Below are 18,534 nucleotides of genomic sequence, written 5' to 3'. Positions count from 1 at the left end.
GTATAAGGGTTAAACTAAAGATAATCATTCTTTAGTTATTGTATTAGAAAACTGGATTTCAGAAATACTCATCAGGATGTCCTCCTTGCCGGCATCAGGGTTTCTGAAGATGAAGAATACATCCTGTAAACCACTGGTTTTATTTATTTTAATCTCGGCTTTTGGCGTATTTTCCCTTCTCCACTGAATGATGTTAACCCCAGCAGGCGGTCTTCTGAATCCTTGGTTCAAAGGTTCCATTTTTTGGGATTGACCGATGATTTCCCCCTCAGGACTTCCCAGTCTTGCCTCTATATAACCTCCCATAGCCCCATTTCTTTTGCTGACATTGACAAAGAGGTTGATGGCTTCCACTCCTGACAGGTCAATGGATTTGAAACCAATATGGGATTGATCCCCCACCATAAAGAAATTGATGCTTGGGGTAGTCAAAAGGTTGACTCCTCTTCTGATTTCAGCGGATTGAGGGTCAACAAATGGATTTTTAAGTGCCACAAAGTCCACGCCACTCATGGAAGCAATCTGACCGGCGCCTTTGTCTGTGTAGGAAGCCCTTAGCAGGAATCCACCCTGTCCATCTTCTCCCTCAGGAATTTTAGGTTTGATGCTGCCACTTAGCGGCAAAGGGGTAACTGTAGGTTTCACCTCATTCATGCTCAGAATAAAGTCCACCATTCTTTTGGCATCAGACTCACTAAGTTCGGGATGGGCACTCATGCCATGGTCACCCCATACGCCACTACCGCCATTTAGGATTTTGTCTACCAGGTAATCGATATTGCTGACTGTTTTAGAATATCTTTCCGCTACGGCTGCATAGCTTGGGCCTATTGACGATTTGTCGTACTGGTGACAGGATTTGCAATCACTGCCTTCGATCAGGTTTTTACCAATATTCAATACAGCCATGGTTTCGGCCCCGCTTTGTTTGGAAGCTATCTCTATGGGGTCAAAGCCGGAAGGTACATAATCAAAAGTGATGGCTACTTCTTCTGCTTTGATTTTTCCATCTTGGGTAGATCCGTCTTCCTTGTCTGAAACCGATACGGCATATTGAATTGCAGGTTGGCCAAAATAGAATGTCCTGTTTCCTGAAAATTCAATTTTAACCTGTGGAGGTTCGTTACCTGCAAAGATCTGGAATCCGGCACTGTTTTGCTCTCCCTTGGTGTCTGTCACTGTCAAAGTTACCTGATAGGTTCCTGCTTCCTGGAAATCAAAGGATGGATTTTCTTCTTTCAAAAGCGTTTGCACGCCATTATCTGAAACTATCTTCCATTCATATTCTAATTTTCCTTGGTCATAGGAATCATAGTCTAAGGTGCCATCAGAAGAAAGATTGGCGGTAAATGGTACAGCCCCGGCTTTTTTGTCTGCAGTGGCCTGGATAATAGGTTTGCGGTTGCCTCCATTGTATTCAATTTTGACAATTCTGGAATTTGGGTTGCCACGGAACCAGGCAGATCCATATTCCAAAATATAAAGCGCTCCATCCGGTCCGAAATCCATGTCAATTGCCGAACTGAAGGTTTCATTCGGCAGGAAACGCTCCATAGAGACATAATCTCCCTTATCATCCATGGTCACGGCCATGATCCAGCCCCGCATAAAGTCCACAATCAGCCATTTGCCTTCATAATAAGCAGGGAATACATGAGGAGCGTCTTTTTTGAAATCTGCTTTTCTAAATACAGGCCCTCCTGTGGCTGAACGGCCCGAACTTCCCAACATGGGAAATTCTTCAGAGACGCCATATGGATACCAAATCATGGCAGGGATAGGAGGGGGGAGTTCTCTCAATCCGGTATTGTTTACAGATTCGTTTACAGGATTATTGACATCATATGGTTCCCCATAGGTATTGGTCTCATGGTCATGCCTGGTATAAGCTTGGTTATCCCCGATGAAATAAGGCCAACCAAAGAACCCCGGACCTTTCGCCTGATTGAATTCATCATAGCCTTTTGGACCCCAAATGGAATCTGTAACTGCATCCGGCCCCACTTCTCCCCAATAGAGATACCCTGTTTTACTGTCCAAAGTAGGTCTCCAAGGGTTTCTATGTCCCATGGTGTAGATTTCAGGCCTGATTTTTTCCGTACCAACAGGGAATAAATTTCCCTTTGGAATGCTGTAAGTACCATCAGGCTCAGGTTTGATCCTAAGGATTTTTCCACGAAGGTCATTGGTATTGCTGGGAGCCCTTTGGTCGTCTGAGTTTTCATGTCCTGGCCTTTCATCCAAATTGGAGGTGCCTTCCCTTGGATTGACAGTGTTGTTGCCTGTAGTCAGGAAAAGGTTTCCATCTTTGTCAAAAACCATTCCTCCGCCTGTATGACAGCACTCTTCCCTTTGGGTAGGGACTTCCAGAAGAATTTTCTTGGACGCATCGATCAGTTCATTCCCCTTCAGTTCCCATCTTGCCAAAACATGCTTGGGGACATCAGGATCTGCATAATACATGTAAATCCAATTGTTTTTCTCGTAGTTGGGGTCTGCAATCACGCCCATCAATCCTTCTTCCGCTTCTCTGACCACTCCTTCTTTGTTGGTGTATTTGGTGTTGACAGGAACAAAGCCCACCTGGATCATTTCTCCGGAGTTTTCATCAAATACTTTGACCGCTCCTTTTCTTTCTACAAAAAGAATCCTTCTTCCAGGGAGGAAGGTCATTTCCATGGGTTCATCCATTCCTTCTGTCAGGACAACCTTAGTAAAGCGGTTGTCGTCGGGTTTGACACTGGGATCATCCTGTTGCTTTTTACAGGAAAAAAGCAATACAGAAAAGAAGGAGAAAATCAGGCATAGCCTGATAGTGAATTGTTTTATCATAGGTTTCATGGTATTCGTTTCCGTAGGATTATCCCAAAGCCTTTCTGCAGAATTCCAGACATTTCTGAACTTCTTTTACTGCATCAGAATTTTGGGGCACTTGGTATTCCAGTTCAATAGTTGCCGGGAATTTATATTTATTGTCCCTCATCATCCGCAGAATCTCCCCAACAGGTGTATCACCGGTGCCCCAAGGCAAATTGCCTTTTCCGTTGGTTGGGGTTTGGCGGTCTTTGATGTGCATGCTCCAGATTCTAGCATGTTGTTTTTGGATGAGGTCCATCATATCTGTATGGCCTGCTGCCACATAGTGGCCTATGTCGAAGTTCAGTCCATTGCTTTTGCTCTGATCTAAGGCTGTGTCCCAAAATGTAAATGTTTGCTGCTCGTGCCCATGGTAACCCACTTTCATTTTATGGCTGTCTCCCAATCTGCCCAAACGAAGGGTTTGTGCATCATCGGATGGATGTTCTAAGGTAATATGGCTGGCACCAAGAATTTTGGCAGCTTTCATTCCATAAGCCACTTCTGTGTCTGAATTATTCACCCCAAAAGCATTGGGCTTGAATGCATAGACCTCAATTCCGGCATCTTTAAACATTTTTGCCGCTTTTTCAAATCCCTTGAAATCTGTCTTATTTCTCCATTCTGCTACCACCTTGGCATATGCTTCTGATTGGGAGCGGACATCCGCTAATTCTTCTTTTTCACTTGCAGTCAATTCTTCACCCCTTCTTTGTTTGCCACCTAATTGGAAAGCCCTCATCCTATTAAAGGTTGGTACAGGCATCCCCGCAAAATATTCCACCGGTTCTCCCATCATTTCCACGGCACTGATTCCTGATTCCTTGATATACCGGATATTTGCTTCAAGACTTTGGTCCTGCATGGAGCGGTAGGAATAGGTGATGCAACCTATCTGCACCCCGTTGATTTTGGAGTTGGGTTTGTTGTAGGATTTGATGATGGCTGGAGCCCCTTCAAGCCACATAGGTGCCAAGGACAATCCAGCTGCACCCTGTAGGGAAGTCTTCAAAAATTCTCTTCTGTTTTTCATCATGAATGGGGGTTTTTGAGTTTAAGCAAATTAGGGTAATTTTAATGCTATATGTACTAATAACATAATGGAAATCGAACGAATGAGAAATCAGCCATTTAACTGGTAAATATCAGGTTTGGACGAAAGATGGAATTAAACCCGAAATATCCATTAGAATTTCTATTACGAGATCAAAACACTTTATAATCAATCGCTTCGCTGCATTTAGCTCATTCACCATAGAGATGACTATGATTCATTCGCTAAATACTTGATTATTTTGTGTTTTGACCTCTTCCCGATATCCATCGGGACAGGCTACTACGAATCCTAATGCATAATTCGGGTTAGAAATTTTTGACTTTGATTTTTAGGTTTTTTATAAGGAAGAAATAAAAAAAGGCTAATAGAATTGCCTGTACTAAGAATGAAAGCGGAATGATTTCCCAGCCAAACGGATCTGTTAGAAAACCTGAAACAGCCGGAAGGATAGCTCCTCCAATCATGGCGGCAGAAATCTGGAAGCCAATGATATTCGCAGCAAACTTTTCCCCAAAAAGGTCCGGTACCAGCGCTATCATGGAGGGAAAAACCGGAGCACATGAAAAACCGATCAGAAAAACACCTATAAAGCTAATCAAATTAGAAAAATCTATCAGGAATGCAGCTGCCCCCAAGATAATCCCAACCATTACCAAATGCAATACCTTAACGGTACTGGACCTTTTTAGAATGAATCCGAACAAAATCCTGCCCAGGGTAAGACTGCCCCAAAATGTACTTACCCATAAACCTGCCGATTCTTCCAATATACTCCTGGATTGGGTGATTAGGGTAAATAACCATTGTCCGACACTTACCTCCAAACCAGTGTAAACGAAAAAAATCAAGATACTTAACCAAACCATGGGTTTTTGTAGTGTCAAGCGATAAGAAATATTCTCCTGTTTGACTTCTGTTTTGTCCTCTTTTACAGCCCACATTTTGGAGGTAAGTAAAAACAGGATGCCAAGGGAAATTTGGATAGATCCCACAAAGAAATAGCCCGATTGCCAGGTATGTCCCATAGTAAACAACCAGGTCAGGATCAAGGGGCCTGAGGTGGCACCTATTCCATAAAAAGCATGCAGCCAATTGACCACACTGGGACTGAATTTTGCAGATGCAAAAATATTGAGGGAGGTATCTATGGCTCCACCTCCGGATCCCAGAAAGTAGGATGACAAAATCAGAAAAATCCATTGATTGGAAACTGCGAATCCAAAAAGGCTTGCCCCAGTAAAAAAGCAGCTGAATGCAAGTAGCCATCCCAAGGTTATCTTGGACATAATTTTACTGTTGGTCAAACTGGAACTTAAATATCCAGCAACAAAGAACATCAATAAAACCCCTAAATTATCGAGCGGAATATCCAACTTCTCGCTTATAAAAGGCCATGCAATTCCCAATAATCCATCTGGAAGTCCCAGGCTTATAAAGGCAATAAAGGATATCAAAATAAGGAATCGGAGTCTGAGGGATGTATTCATAAGTAGAAAAGTAAACATTTTTGGTGTTTACTTGAAATAAATAGCATTGATCAGTAGGAAAAAATTAACATGCCTAAATTAAATTTTATAAAATATTGGTCATTCGGTTCAGTGTTTTTTTTCTGATCTTTTTTTTCCCAATCTACCCTCAATGTAATATTATTCCCATGAGACTTTCCCAAAGTTTTAAACTTTTGGAAAGTTCTTCAAAAAACTTAATTGGAAAGCGCCAGATCAATCATTTTAGGGATACTCCCATCAGAAGTGATTCCAGAGCGAATACCCATACTTGTTTCCGCAAGTTTGACCTCAAGCCCATAGGGGCCTAGTTCACCACTCATGGTGGCTTCAGTCTTAAGCCCTGCATCCGCCTTCCTGAAGTTCCATTCCAGTGTTTTTGGATCTTTAGATAGTTTGGCAAAAAGCTTTGTGCTTAAGCCTGTACTGATCATTCCTTTCCCTTTCCAACCCACATCCAAACTGACACCTACTCCTCCTCCCACACTTACTTCCTCCACTGTATCCCAATCTCTATTGAGTTTGAGTTCACCTTCAAATTGTAAAAATTCACCTCCGCTCAAAGAGAATGTATTACAATTTATTCCTCCCTTGACAGGCCCCATGCCTATGGTAAACTTAACCGGGCAATATTGATCTTCCCACACCAAAATTTTTCCTGGCATAAAATCCTCTTCTTCCTCCTCTTCCCCAAAAAGCTCACAATCCATCGGCAACTCAGTAGGATACAGCTTCAAAAGCTCCCGCATTTCCCGTAGGTAATTGATTTGAGTCCCAGGAAAATCAGCAGCCTCCTGCGATTGCAGCCAAATCGGCGCCCAATAGGCCACCGTGCTGTGATGATCCCGACTGATCAGTTCGAGTCTGACCACCGCTTGGTTGATCAAGGGTGCTGTTTCTTTGTAATATGAATCCAGAGCGAGATTCAACTCTTTACACTTAGCTCGCTGAAGTTCTGCAAGCTTCTTTTCCCCTTCCCAATCTTCTCCCCCTTCGATCTTGGCCATTTCAGCATTGTACCTTCTGTTGATCTCCCCTGCCTTGGCGTTGTAGGTTTTTCTCGTTTCCTGAAGTTTTGCAACAAATCGGTTTTTCGCCCAAGTATATTCCTCCTGATACTCCTGCATACTTTTGAAGTACATGTGCTGCCCAAGCATTTGCATCAGCGGAAATCCTCCTCTTGTCATGACCTGCTGGATATTTTTCTGGGTAGCGGCTTGTAAACTGGAATCAGTGGAAACCCTGGGTATCGCAGCAATCGTCATACCTATCGATCCCAAAACTTCATCAATGACAAGCGATTGGTTTGGTGCATCACTGATTCCTTGGATGGCTTCAGGCATTCTGAATTTATCCAGCAATTGAGGCGTAAATGGACTTTTTCTACCGGCGTAGATGGTTTTGCCCACTTCAGCCTCATTGTCCATTTCTTGAAGAATGGCTACCAGTTCTTCATCGTAGCTCGTCTCTAAGCTCCGTTCCGCAGCTTTTTTTGCAGGGGCTTTCTGACCATTTCGCCTGTGGACAAAAGCCAAAATCTTATTAGCATTTGGATGCAAAGAATCTTGCTCCACCGTTTTTTTGGCTAACTCAAATGCTCCGTCCACATCTCCCAGGTAGTATCTCGCCGTGGCGGCATTACCCATCAACAAGGAATTATCAGGGAATTCCTTTAGCCAATAATTTAAAATCGGCAAAGACCTGTCGGGATTACCGGATTTAAGCAAGTGGACTGCCAGGTTATTGGCGGCAAGTCCGCTTTCAGGAAATCGCTTCACCGCTTCCAAATCCAGGTAAATCGAAGCATACGGATTGGAATTAATCCAAGCCAACATGGATAATTGTGTGAATTCTTCTTCGGTCTTTAGGTCATATTCCTTGATCCATTGGTCGAAGTTTCGCTTCTGATCTGCTGAGAGTTGGGTAAGAAATCTGCCTTTAAGCTCATCTAGGTAGTTTTCATAGACTGCAGAACTTGATAGCACCGCTAGTTTGGACAAATCAGAAGTCCGCTCCGGAAACCTGATTTGTATCGGGGGTGCATTGAATCCCGGTCCTCCCAAATTGAAGGTTGGATTACGAGATGCCTGTGTCTCGGCTGCTCCAAACGGGAATGGTTCCAGATTATCTAACTTTTCCAAGTAGCGGGCAGGGCTTTTGGCTGTCATTTTAACGGGTTCATCGGCTGGTGCTGCTGCCATACTAACATCCGGGATTAAGGCCTGAAGTGCTTTGAAGTCTAATTTCTGATTGATTTTATCAACCACCTCGTTGAGATGACTATGTACTCCATCCAAATTAAAAAACTCAACAGCAATCAATTGAGGCACGTCTGGACTTAGCTTGGAATCAAAATAATCCGGATTGATGTACCCTATCATTTTGTCCTGTCCCCAATCGTCAATCGTAAGCTCCCTATCAAAATCCTCTTGAATCTTCCTCAAGACGTCCTCTCCAATATTGATTGGAAAGTATTCTCTGACTGGCTTTGCCAATACTGATGCCGGCTGATTTGCTAGATAATTCTGAATCAAGTCCACAGCGGCTTGGTAATCTCGATTTAGGTTAGAAAGAGCATTTTCAATTTTTCCAGCCTCCTCTTCTTTTTGAATTCGACTATTTCTAATGGCAAGCTGAATCCTGTTTTCTAGATTCTCTTTAGAATATCCCCACACCCCTTGTTCTGTAAACCTTTTAATTTCGGCAATCCGCTCTTCCAACTGCTTATCAATTTCTTCTGCTGAGAGGACCTGAGTGTATTCCAATATCACCCTTTTCATTTCTTTGTAAGATCCCTCTAAATCAATGAGTTGAGATTCAAGAATTTCTTTCCGGGTAAAAGGAAGAAATAGTGGCTTATCATTTTTACGAAGGATAAACACATCTAAAAAATCCCAATTAGAATACTTGGAAGTACTAGGAGGAGGAGGTCCTGGGTACTGGTAATAATCTATATTCCCCTTAGTCCATTTGATATTCGGAATTTCAAAAGCTGGTTTTCCATTGATTTGGAAAGGGATAGAATTTCCGTTTTCATCTGCTGATTGCCCACGTAAGGGTCGGATTAAATAATTCAGCTCATTAAAGGTAATATCAATCCGGGCTGGTCCATCATATTCAGAAAGTCTTCCGTTGCTGCAATAAGTTTTCCTACTGTAAACACGAAGATTATATGAGCCTAGTCTATTGGTTGCTAAGAACCAAGGGTTGGTTCGCAGTGATTCTTCAATTGTAAATCCCTTATCATAAGAATATCTATACTCAGCAAAACGAGCCCCCTTAATTCCTTCAAAATATCCTTTGATCCATGAAAGTGCAACCTCCAACTTTGGAGTCATTTTTTTGGAGTCAAAGTTTGCGGTTAGATATGCCCTCGGGCCGGGATCATAATTAGGGCCATAATAGGGGCGCGAATCTTCCAGTCTGGCCCAGACTGGAATAAGCTGGGATACGTCACAAGGCGTTTGTGAAAATGAATAAAACGAACTAGTTACCGCCAAACTAAAAGAAATCATAAATTTCGTTCCTGATATTTTCAAAAATCGAAGGTCAAAATTCATAGTTCGTAAGTTTTTAGGGAAGAAAATTTATTCATCTGGATTTCCAGATTATTTAAACAGATTGACATCCGTAAATCTCTTATCGAAATACCAAGCGTTGGGAAAAGTAGTATTGGAACTGAAATTCCCATCCCGCTGGGTGGGCCTATCGGCCTGCAAGACTAGATTCAATTGCCCGATTCCTTCGAAATAGTGAAACTGATAGCGATAGGCCACTTTTTCGAGAGTCCTGCTTTTTTTCTCCTTAAGATTTCCCAACTCATCTACTCCATTCTTTTTACCATACCGCTCCACTTGGCTTTCTATAGGAGTGACGGTCAGGACTCCACCAACTGCTGAATATTGCCCGCTTTCCCTAACCAAAATGATGTCTTCGTAGGCATACCCGAAATTCCGCTCCGTGTACTGATAGGTTCCATCCCCGAAAAACTCATACCGGCAAGTCGTATAGCCTGAGCTGCCCCAAGCTGCGGAATTGGCAAAAAAGGAAGAAACTGAAGCGGACCTATTCCATTTTCCCAAGATTTGCTGGTCGACCACTACTTGCATAGAGGAGGATTTAGAAATAGGTTTTTCGCTCGAAGAAATCACAGTTGGATGGGAAAAAGAAGGTAGTTCCAAGGAACTCCCAAAATCCTCCAATTCCTTTTCATAGGCAGTCGTATTGCTCAAAAAAGCATAACTGATTTTTTGTTTGCGATTGGATAATGTTACCAAAACCACTGCCTGATTTTGATTTTGGTACACGTAAGGAGCTACACCTATGATTGCATTCCATTCAGAATTGAAGGAAGTTTTAGTAAAATCTGAGAGCTCTTTGGGTTGGTAATTTACCTCAATCAGTGATTGCCAGTCTTCTTTAAAATCCACATCCAATGACCCTGAAGATTTTTCTTCCTGGTAGAGAATGATCCTGCCAAATTCGCCGGATTCTGGATTGGTTTTTGTAAAAGCCAGGTAACCATCGCCTGAATTTCTGGACCATTGGGCTGGAGGAACAAAGCCCACCTGTCCATTTTTTTCCAATTGTTGCCCATTACTTTCCATATCTATTCCAAGAAAAAGGATAATCAAGGATATGGATATTGCCAATTTTCTGGAAATTGGCGCTATATGAAAACCATTGACTTGTGCCATAAGTATGCTAGTTGATTAAATGAAATTTAGCCTTTGGCAAAAGTCTAATCCATCCCTTTTTTAGGGGATTTTTTCTGATTGGTTGATAAAAAAATATAGCATTGTATTATTGCTCAAATGCCTGTTGATACCTGAATCATTTAAGCAGCATATTGTGTATTTCCTTAAAGTCCAAGCCTTCCATCATTTTCTGCCTAAAATTGTATTTCCAGGCATATCTTCCGGTTTTATCTTGCACAGGAGCAGAAAGTTCCACTATGACAAATTGGGCAATATGGTGCGGTAATTTCTTATCCATATAATCCTCATTGACAAATACCATGTGAAACCGGTCCTTGCGGAAATTTATTTCAGTTTCATTTTCCATGATGAAATTTCCATGGAAGAATAACTCCGAAACCTGCTTATTGAGCTCTTCCTCACTACTGTTTTGTAAATAGTTATCCACCCGCTTGACCGCATTTTCTGTCTGAATCTTAAACTCCCCAAGGCTCTCGTAAACCTGCGAATAACTCTCTGGAAACTTTTTGTAGCCCTCTTCAATACTTTCGACGTATATGTCTCTGTAAGTAAAGAGTTCTTCCCTGAACTGGGTGAGGTATTCCTTACGGGTAACATACCTGAACAAGGGGACATTTTCTTTTCTGATGACAAACCACTGCTGTCTTGGTTCTCTGCCACCGTAGATTTCTTCGGTATAATGATCCATCCAACCATTGCTACTGACAAAATTCTCGTGGATAAGAAATACCCTTTGTCCATTGATACCATAATCTGATTCAGAACCTTTGACGACCCCGATTCGGTAATCGGTTCCGAAAACTTCCCGGGCTGTAATGGGAGATACGAATGGCTCATAATTGTTTATCTGAAAAGAAAGATAAACTCCTGTTTCATAAGTTTCAGTAACCTTGTCCCCCACCGTACAGACAAATCCCGGATGGCCTATGTAAAGCCGGTAACCGAAAGGCAAGTAGTCATATACATTGGAGAAGTCCAGGTACTTGTTGTAATTGACATTGCCGCCCATAGGTTGGGGATAGGCTTTTTTGGCAAGATTCAGGAGTTTTTCAAGATTGGCATTTGCTACGCTCTTATCGTAGCTTCCGGGTTTTGCCTTTATGTGTCCTGGCGCTGAATATAAATCGAGCTGTTTCCAAGCACCAGGATAATTGCTTAAGTTATCGGTGGGACAGGGTGAAGCAGTTTGTGCTGCTGACGAAAACACCTGAAAAGTCAAAACAAATACACAAATGATGCTGGAATGAAATCTGCTATTAAACTGACTAAAATGCTTTTTCATATTTAAAGGTCATTTGTTGTACTAGATATAATCAGTGAATTTCTCTTACTTGGGTATCCCTTACTGTTTGCTAAAAATATCTCCTACTGTTGAAATTTTTGGGGAATTACCTCTAAAACCTGTTAGAAGGGATAATTCATACTCGTTCGACACACCAATTGATGTTAAATCTCTAATATCCAATCCACTATCATTTGGATCGCTTGACTTGGGAACACTCATTCCCAATTCTGCCCCAATTGATGCCTTTACGATGATATCTTTAAGATTCCAGTTGCCGTCAAATTTCATAGTGTATACTGCACCTACACCTAACTTTGATTCAAGAGCTTTTCCTACTGCCATTGGAATGTCTCCGATTTTTCCTCCAATGTAGACAGAGTGTTCAACGGTTTCTAATGTAGATGGGTCATATTTTTGTCCTCCTCCAAATTCAATATCATAGAGTTTACCCTCTATAGTTGCCTCCTTACAGGTGAACTTACTTTTTACAAAGTAGAAATTCAGGTCCCAGTAGGTCAAGCAATGGGTATCCTCCCATACTGACATCTTTCCTTTGGGGGTAACTGATTCACTGACCTGCAATTTGCAACCTTCTTCAGGATAAATGATCACCGGATAAGGATAGTATTTCTGAAGTTGGGATAAAGTACTCAGGTATTCACCATACAGTGCGTAGGCAAAGTCTGTTGGATCCTGAGGAAGAAAATACAGCGTGTACCAATAGGTATATTCCTGCAATCGTTGAAATGCTAGTGATTCCATTTGTTGGACAAAAGCATTATTGATAGGTGCAGTTTTCTCTATTCTTGTTTTGTCCAAAATCTTCCTCATCTCGCAGAGTTGTTTTATCAAGGCATCAATCTCCGATCCCGACCCGTCACCATCTTCCAGGACTGCGATGCGTTTGGAGATTTCGTTCATTTTTCGAATGTCAGGAGCAAAGGATTCCTCCAACGATTTCATCTGAGAATCTCTGGCTTCCTGCAACTTAGCTATCCTTTTGTTGAAACTGCTGGCATAGGAATCGTCCAATTCTGTCATCAAGACTTCCTGCGCCTGAATTTTGAATGGATTCCAGACTTGTGCAGCAAGACTGTATTGCTTTTGCACGTCTTCGAGACTTTTCATGTCCCGGTTATTGACTGCCATTTGAGTGGTGATTTTTTGATAGCTGTTGAATAACTTATCCGTTCCGGAGGGATATTTTGTGTGCAATGCACTTGCAGTGAGGGAGAGTCCATGAAAAAAATCAGCGATTTCCTGTTCCCGACTCAATGCCCTCTCATTTGACTCCGGCACTACCGGCATAGTAAATCTTTTGGTTACCGCAATTTCCCGGTAATTCCTTTTATGATCCAACTTCAAAATTTCCATCCTATCTTCTTTTCCATTGGGTTCCAAATCCCTCAGCTCAAAATAGGCATCCTGGGAGAAGCCTCCTTTGAGCGCATTTTTCAGGTAGGATTTAGCCATGGCATTGTTGTTTTCTTTCATTGCAATGCGTGCCAGACTACGGTTGGCTTCAGGGTGTTGCTCGTATTCACTGACTGCCTGTTCGAGAAAGGGTTTGGCTTTTGCTACCTGACCTAGGCTGAGCCATGCCTGGCCCAGGTTGTTGTTGACGATACTGCTTTGGGGATTCTTTTGGTGCAGGTATTCAAGGATGGGAATGCTATTTTCCGCATAGCCTGCCATGGTGATGACCGAAGCGAGGTTGCTGAGCAAAAGCTCATCCTTTGGATCAGCTATAGACGCTTTCAACATCAGATAAGCGGCGGGTTCCTGCTTGCCTGCCAACCAAAACATATACCCGACCTCTTTTGTCTGCTGCCCTTTGTTCAAATGCGGAGAAACGTCCTTTTTTGCTTCAGGACTCAAAGCCAAATCTGCCCCAGTTTCAAAATCCTTAAGATAACTGAGTAGCTCAGCTTCATTTCCTGGGGCAGCTTCAATACTTGCGATAGCATTTTCATCCGGATTGGGAATGGCTTTAGGATCAGCGTCTGCCCCCTCTTCACTCATTTTTCTTTTTACATCTTCCGGGTCATGGCCAAATTGCCGGATCATTTTTTCCATCATTTTATCCGGGTCATCCTCATCTTCGTCAAATTTTTCCTCATCTGGATCCAGTTCCCCTCCTTTGGACTCTCCCTCATTTGCTTCGGCCGTTTCAACCTGGGGAGGGGTTCCTTTTTCTTTGGATGACTTCCCTCCAAGTCCAGCGGGGACTGCCTTTTCTTTCAACTTTGAACCCAAGCCTTTCAAGGGCGATTGTTTCTCCCCTTTATCCTGTCCCTGCGTTTGAAGCGTGACTAGAAACAAGGACAAAAGGATTAAAAACATCTTCACGGAATGTGAAATCATGTAAGTTTTCATATGGGCGTTCAATTAATAGTTCTTATCATATTTTTCTAAGGATCCAATTCCTTTCACTTTTCCTTTTGGTCTTTGATGCATCGGCAGGAATAACCGTTTGTTGCAAGCGTGTAAATTCTGCCCACGGCATCTGTATTGTAATGCAGGTGGTGGTTCCAGAGGTAAAGCAGCCCATAGCGGTCATCATAGACGGTAGAAGTCCAAAAATTTCCGTATTGACCAAGTGTGACAAACTCTCCATTGTCTTTTCGGGCACCTGCTGGAGCAATAGCTAGGCCACTGGAATTATCACCGGAGAATTCAGAGGGATTCCAACCGGAAGTATTTTTCAGCTTGGGAGCAATATTTCCCCTATCACCCGTCTGTTCCAATTCAGTAGCCGGCAAGCCAAGAAAACGCTCCAGTTCGATCCATTCTTTGTCTGTGGGAATATGCCAGCCCTCAGGACAGAGTCTCCCTGTAGCCACAGCATAACCATTGTATAGATATCCGTACTTCTTAATATTCTTAGTGTCATTGTCGAAGAAAACATAAGCCCCGCTTTTGCTTTGGGACCATTCAGTAGCATCCTGACGGTTTGGGATTTTCACTGTGTCCCGATAATAGGTCGTTCTGAGATTCTCCTTGAACCAATACTGATTACCGATTTTGATCACCTCGTAGCGGTTGCTGTCGATGTCGTATACCGGTAAAAGATTGAGGTCAAGACTGTCTGCTTTGGGTTTTTGAATGGTCTGATGCTGGGCAAATGCCAAGTTTATAGCAAATAGAAAAAAGAGAGTGAGTGTTGTTTTCATTACTATTTTTATTTGATAGTCAATCCCTGAAGTATTCCTTTTCCCTCTATAGAAGGTCCACTGTTCCATCCCCAACGGGCTTCCGCACCCATAAAAGTTCCAGATTTGTCATCAGCAAAGCCTAATGAGGCATTTGTGTCTTTTTTGCTGACCACATTTGATCCGAATGTGGCTTTCGCTCCTGCCTTCACTCCTACATCGGTTATTCCTTCCCCGTTGAATTCAATAAAGCCTGATAGTTCGCCCTTTAGTTCTGCTTTTACCGGGCCGAGTTCAGAGGCTTCTGCCAAGTCTACATCAAAGCCAATTTCCACTGAACCTTGGATAATCTCATTGGTATCCATATTCTCCTTAATTTTGAATTTCAAAAATTTGGAGTCCAGCTCAGTGGTCATTTTATTGCATTCTAGCGTAATGGATCCTACCACCAAGTAAAGTGTACTTTTCTCTTTACAATTCAAGTCATAAAAATCAGCCAATTTTCCGGAGGTTCGTCCCGGCACTGCATTGTACTTGCAAAACTTATTTGGGCCTGTAAATTCAACTTCCTGTCCTCCTATTATCCCCAGCCAAAATGCTTTGGAAGTGAGTGTTGTTATTTCATACTCTTCAGGCAGAAGGGTAAACTGATTGTAATTCATCTCCCTGCTGAGTTTCTTTCTATGGTAGTCGATCCATTTGGCATTTCCCTCTTCCAAATAAGTATTGACTTTTCTCAGATAGGCACTTTGAATTTCGTTCCATGCCTCACAATATGCCTGCCTGTCTGCATCACTGGATCCTTCCCCGATCTTTCCTTTAAATCTTTCGTCCAATTCTGTGATTTGTTTTTCTACCTCCTGTTCCATGTAATACAGCTTTTCGGGCCGGGCATTGATCTCCTCTACCAACTCTTCATACTTCTGATTTTCAAATCTTTCATCATTCTCCTCATAATACCTTCTCAAAGCCTGTGCTTTAGGGGCAAAAACCAACTGTGTAATCGGACCTCCACCGTCCATCCTGCCTCCGGTCAATCTGGCCAAGGGGTCATTCATGGAAGATTCCAAAAAACTCTCTTTGAGTTCCTCATTTCTTTGGCTGATCGATTCAGCTTGGGCATTGATCTCTGAACTGTAAGCCTCCCATTCCTTTTCCAAGGCTTCGCTTTCAAAGACATTTTGGGGATATTTTGGCCAGTTCATGTGGACCAGACCAAGCGGATCTTCATTCAGGGGAGGTTGCCATGTCAGGTCATTTGGAGTTACTTTATGCCCCAATTCACTGATCTTGTCTTCTTTGTCAGGATTATAACCTGATTTGAGACTCTTTTTAAATGCCTCTGCTGCGGCGGTTCTGTTTCCTTTTTTTTCCTCAATGATTCCCTTGGTGAGATTTGCCTGACTGTGATAGGCATAGAATCGGATGGCACTGTCAAGATAAGCTTCTGCCGTTGGAAGGTCTCCAAGACCGAACCAGGCCTGTGCTAGGTTATTGAGCACTGTGCTGTTTTTCGGGTAGCGTGAATTGAGATACCTCAGAATAGGAAGTGCTGCTTCCTCTGCTCCCGCCATGGTGAGAAAAGCTGCATAGTTGTTCAAGTAGTCGGGGTTTTGTGGAGCAGTTTGGACCGCATTTCCCAAAACCAAAATGGCATAATCCGGCATGCCAAACATCCAAAGCCCATTGGCCAGATGGGCCTTTTCACCAACATTGGGAGTGTTGGCCATCATTTCATTTGCAGAGGAGGTTCTAGCGGCACCTAGTTTAGCTGCAATTGAGCTATGGACATTTTTAAGGTAAGCCGGTAATTCGGCCTGATTCAGGGAGACCTTTTTTGCCCTTAAGATTCTGGATTCATCCCTGGAGGGGATTTGCCATTTGGCTTCATCGGAATCATCGAAGTCCCCGGACATCATGGACATATCCGGAAACTTGATGCCCATTTTTTTCATCATCTCTATTTCTTCAGGGTCTAATTCCTCCATCATTTTTTCAAGCTCAGTTTTATTGGTGGGTTTTTTCTGGGCTAAAACTTCATAAGGCCTAAGGAATAATACCCAAGACAAAAGCATCGCGGAGACTAATAAAAGGCGCTTCATGGTTTTGAAAATTGGTATGGGTTGAATAGTCATTTCTAGATTTTAAAATTTGACATTTACAAAGTAGGAAATGACATCTTGTGTACCGCTTCATACTGAGACGAAGCCTGCGGAGTCGAATGCCTGCCTCGCAGTATTGCGGGTGATCTCCCATATAATAGGAGACTCTTCGCTTCACTCAGAGTGACGTACATTTCTGTCATTGGCAGGAAAGCTAGCGGATTTCAAAACCATTCGACATCCTGTAAAAAGGGGATTTTATAAATTGGGGGAGAGTTTTTAAGTGAATTTTGTTAAATGGGATTGATTTATAGTTTTCCAGGCAAGAAGTGGCCAATAAGGCACTAGATAAGACCCAAAAACAAGTTACCCTGAGATTTTAAAATTTGGCATTTACAGAAAGGCAATGACATATTTTTACTACGTCATTCTGAGGCGCAGCCTGCGGAGGTGAAAACCTGCCCTGTAGTATTGCGGGTGATCTCCCATATAATAGGAGACTCTTCGCTTCACTCAGAGTGACGTACATTTCTGTCATTGGCAGGAAAGCTAGCGGATTTCATCTCCAGTGGAAATCCTGTAAAAAGGGGATATTTAAAAATGAATTAGGGGGAAAGAAGTTGCTTACTTTTATATCTAGTAATTTTTACGGTACGACTAACAATGTAAATCAAATGGATTATTATCTAAATGTAAACTGCGATTGATCGGCAAGCAGCGCTTTGAATTCATTGATATTTTCTTCAATAGCCTTTGAAATCGTGCTGTAGACATGCTCAAATACCGGGTCGCCATGACTGACAGTGAGGACAATGCTGAACATCTGTGGGGCAGAAAGTGGGAGTTTGGTATTGTAATAAGACAAATCAGGTTTGATTAGAATATCTGAATATTGCTTTCCTATTTCCACAAAATCAGAAAGCGGGAAACCATCACCCCTACTTGTTATAATAGCTGGTTCTGAGAGCTCCTCTTCACTTAGGTTGTTCAGCATATTGTTGATTTCATCTATCGGTTTTTGAAACCAAGCCCTTGTAGAAGCATGACTTTCAGTATAATATCGCATGTCTTCTGCTGGAAAGTTTTTGGTTTTAACTAAAGCATAGTTTTTGTCTGCCTCCTCAATCTTGGTATTAAAAATGTCCAACATGTTCAGCAGGTATTCCTTTTTGGTGACATTCCGATATGGCAACTTGTTGTCATAGGTAAAGAGCCAGGTGTATGTTTTGATATTATCGTTGTAATCCACATCTTCTTTAAAAAAATAGTACCCTTCTTTATTTTCCGGCAGACTTCGAAACCTAAAAAACTTCTCTTCTTCATCATCGGGAATTTCAGCCGCCTTTACCCAATGAAACTCATTAAAATTCACATACAGGGAAGTTGGGGTAGCCACGTCCACATAATGTTGACCCGGTTTTTGTTTATCGCATAAATAACGAAGGAAATAAGCGCCAAGTCCAAAAGGATTTGCCGCCCAGTCTTTAGCTACAGCAGGATTGTAACCATAAACTCCTGACCATGACACTTCACAACCCATGGGCTGGTAATGCTCTTTTATGATATTGAATACTTTTGCTACAATTTCTTTTTCTTTTGCCAAGTCGACTGCTGTGACTCCACTTGTTGAGCCTTGAAGGCCAGACTTCCACACCCCCTGTTTTACTGTGAGTTCTTCCTGGGAACAGGTCTGAGCCTTGGCATCTGAACCTATTAATACTCCTACTATAAGCATAATGAAGATGATCTTTTTTTCCATGATTTTTTGGGAAATTTTTTATTTAAATAGAGTTCATTTAGCCTTAATTACTTTTTTAAAAATATTACATTTCTTGGAGGTTCAGCCTCCTGTAAAAAGG

General features: G+C 42.3%; 10 protein-coding genes. All 10 read right to left on the bottom strand.

What is annotated here, in order from left to right:
- Positions 1–24 precede the first annotated feature (24 nt).
- The gene (locus tag ACFSKV_RS10420) at positions 25–2,832 is read right to left on the bottom strand and encodes a PQQ-dependent sugar dehydrogenase (protein WP_380802253.1); all 2,808 of its coding nucleotides are present in this window, start codon (positions 2,830–2,832) and stop codon (positions 25–27) included.
- Positions 2,833–2,860: 28 nt separating this feature from the next.
- Complete coding sequence (locus ACFSKV_RS10415; protein ID WP_380803302.1) at positions 2,861–3,889, bottom strand: sugar phosphate isomerase/epimerase family protein; 1,029 nt, start codon at positions 3,887–3,889, stop codon at positions 2,861–2,863.
- Between the two features lie 329 nt (positions 3,890–4,218).
- Positions 4,219–5,400, bottom strand: a complete 1,182-nt coding sequence (locus ACFSKV_RS10410; RefSeq protein WP_380802251.1) for an MFS transporter — start codon at positions 5,398–5,400, stop codon at positions 4,219–4,221.
- Positions 5,401–5,615: 215 nt separating this feature from the next.
- Positions 5,616–8,978: a tetratricopeptide repeat protein gene (locus tag ACFSKV_RS10405; RefSeq protein WP_380802248.1), complete on the bottom strand. Its 3,363-nt coding sequence runs from the start codon at positions 8,976–8,978 to the stop codon at positions 5,616–5,618.
- Positions 8,979–9,026: 48 nt separating this feature from the next.
- Complete coding sequence (locus ACFSKV_RS10400; protein ID WP_380802245.1) at positions 9,027–10,115, bottom strand: hypothetical protein; 1,089 nt, start codon at positions 10,113–10,115, stop codon at positions 9,027–9,029.
- 136 nt (positions 10,116–10,251) lie between these two features.
- Positions 10,252–11,418 carry an alpha-amylase family protein gene (locus ACFSKV_RS10395; protein ID WP_380802242.1) on the bottom strand — a complete coding sequence of 389 codons (1,167 nt, stop codon included), beginning with the start codon at positions 11,416–11,418 and terminating at the stop codon, positions 10,252–10,254.
- Between the two features lie 60 nt (positions 11,419–11,478).
- Positions 11,479–13,797, bottom strand: a complete 2,319-nt coding sequence (locus tag ACFSKV_RS10390) for a tetratricopeptide repeat protein (protein ID WP_380802238.1) — start codon at positions 13,795–13,797, stop codon at positions 11,479–11,481.
- A 53-nt stretch (positions 13,798–13,850) separates the two neighbouring features.
- Positions 13,851–14,594, bottom strand: coding sequence for a fibrobacter succinogenes major paralogous domain-containing protein (locus ACFSKV_RS10385; RefSeq protein ID WP_380802236.1), 744 nt, complete (start codon positions 14,592–14,594; stop codon positions 13,851–13,853).
- 8 nt (positions 14,595–14,602) lie between these two features.
- Positions 14,603–16,675 (bottom strand): tetratricopeptide repeat protein, encoded by a 2,073-nt coding sequence (locus ACFSKV_RS10380; RefSeq protein ID WP_380802233.1) that lies wholly within the window; start codon positions 16,673–16,675, stop codon positions 14,603–14,605.
- A gap of 682 nt (positions 16,676–17,357) precedes the next feature.
- Positions 17,358–18,434, bottom strand: a complete 1,077-nt coding sequence (locus tag ACFSKV_RS10375; protein ID WP_380802231.1) for a hypothetical protein — start codon at positions 18,432–18,434, stop codon at positions 17,358–17,360.
- Positions 18,435–18,534 lie beyond the last annotated feature (100 nt).

It is taken from the genome of Shivajiella indica (assembly GCF_042683085.1).
GTDB classification, from domain to species: Bacteria; Bacteroidota; Bacteroidia; order Cytophagales; family Cyclobacteriaceae; genus Shivajiella; species Shivajiella indica.
Note: the sequence above shows the minus strand (reverse complement) of the source record. Positions and strands in the feature narration are given on the sequence as shown.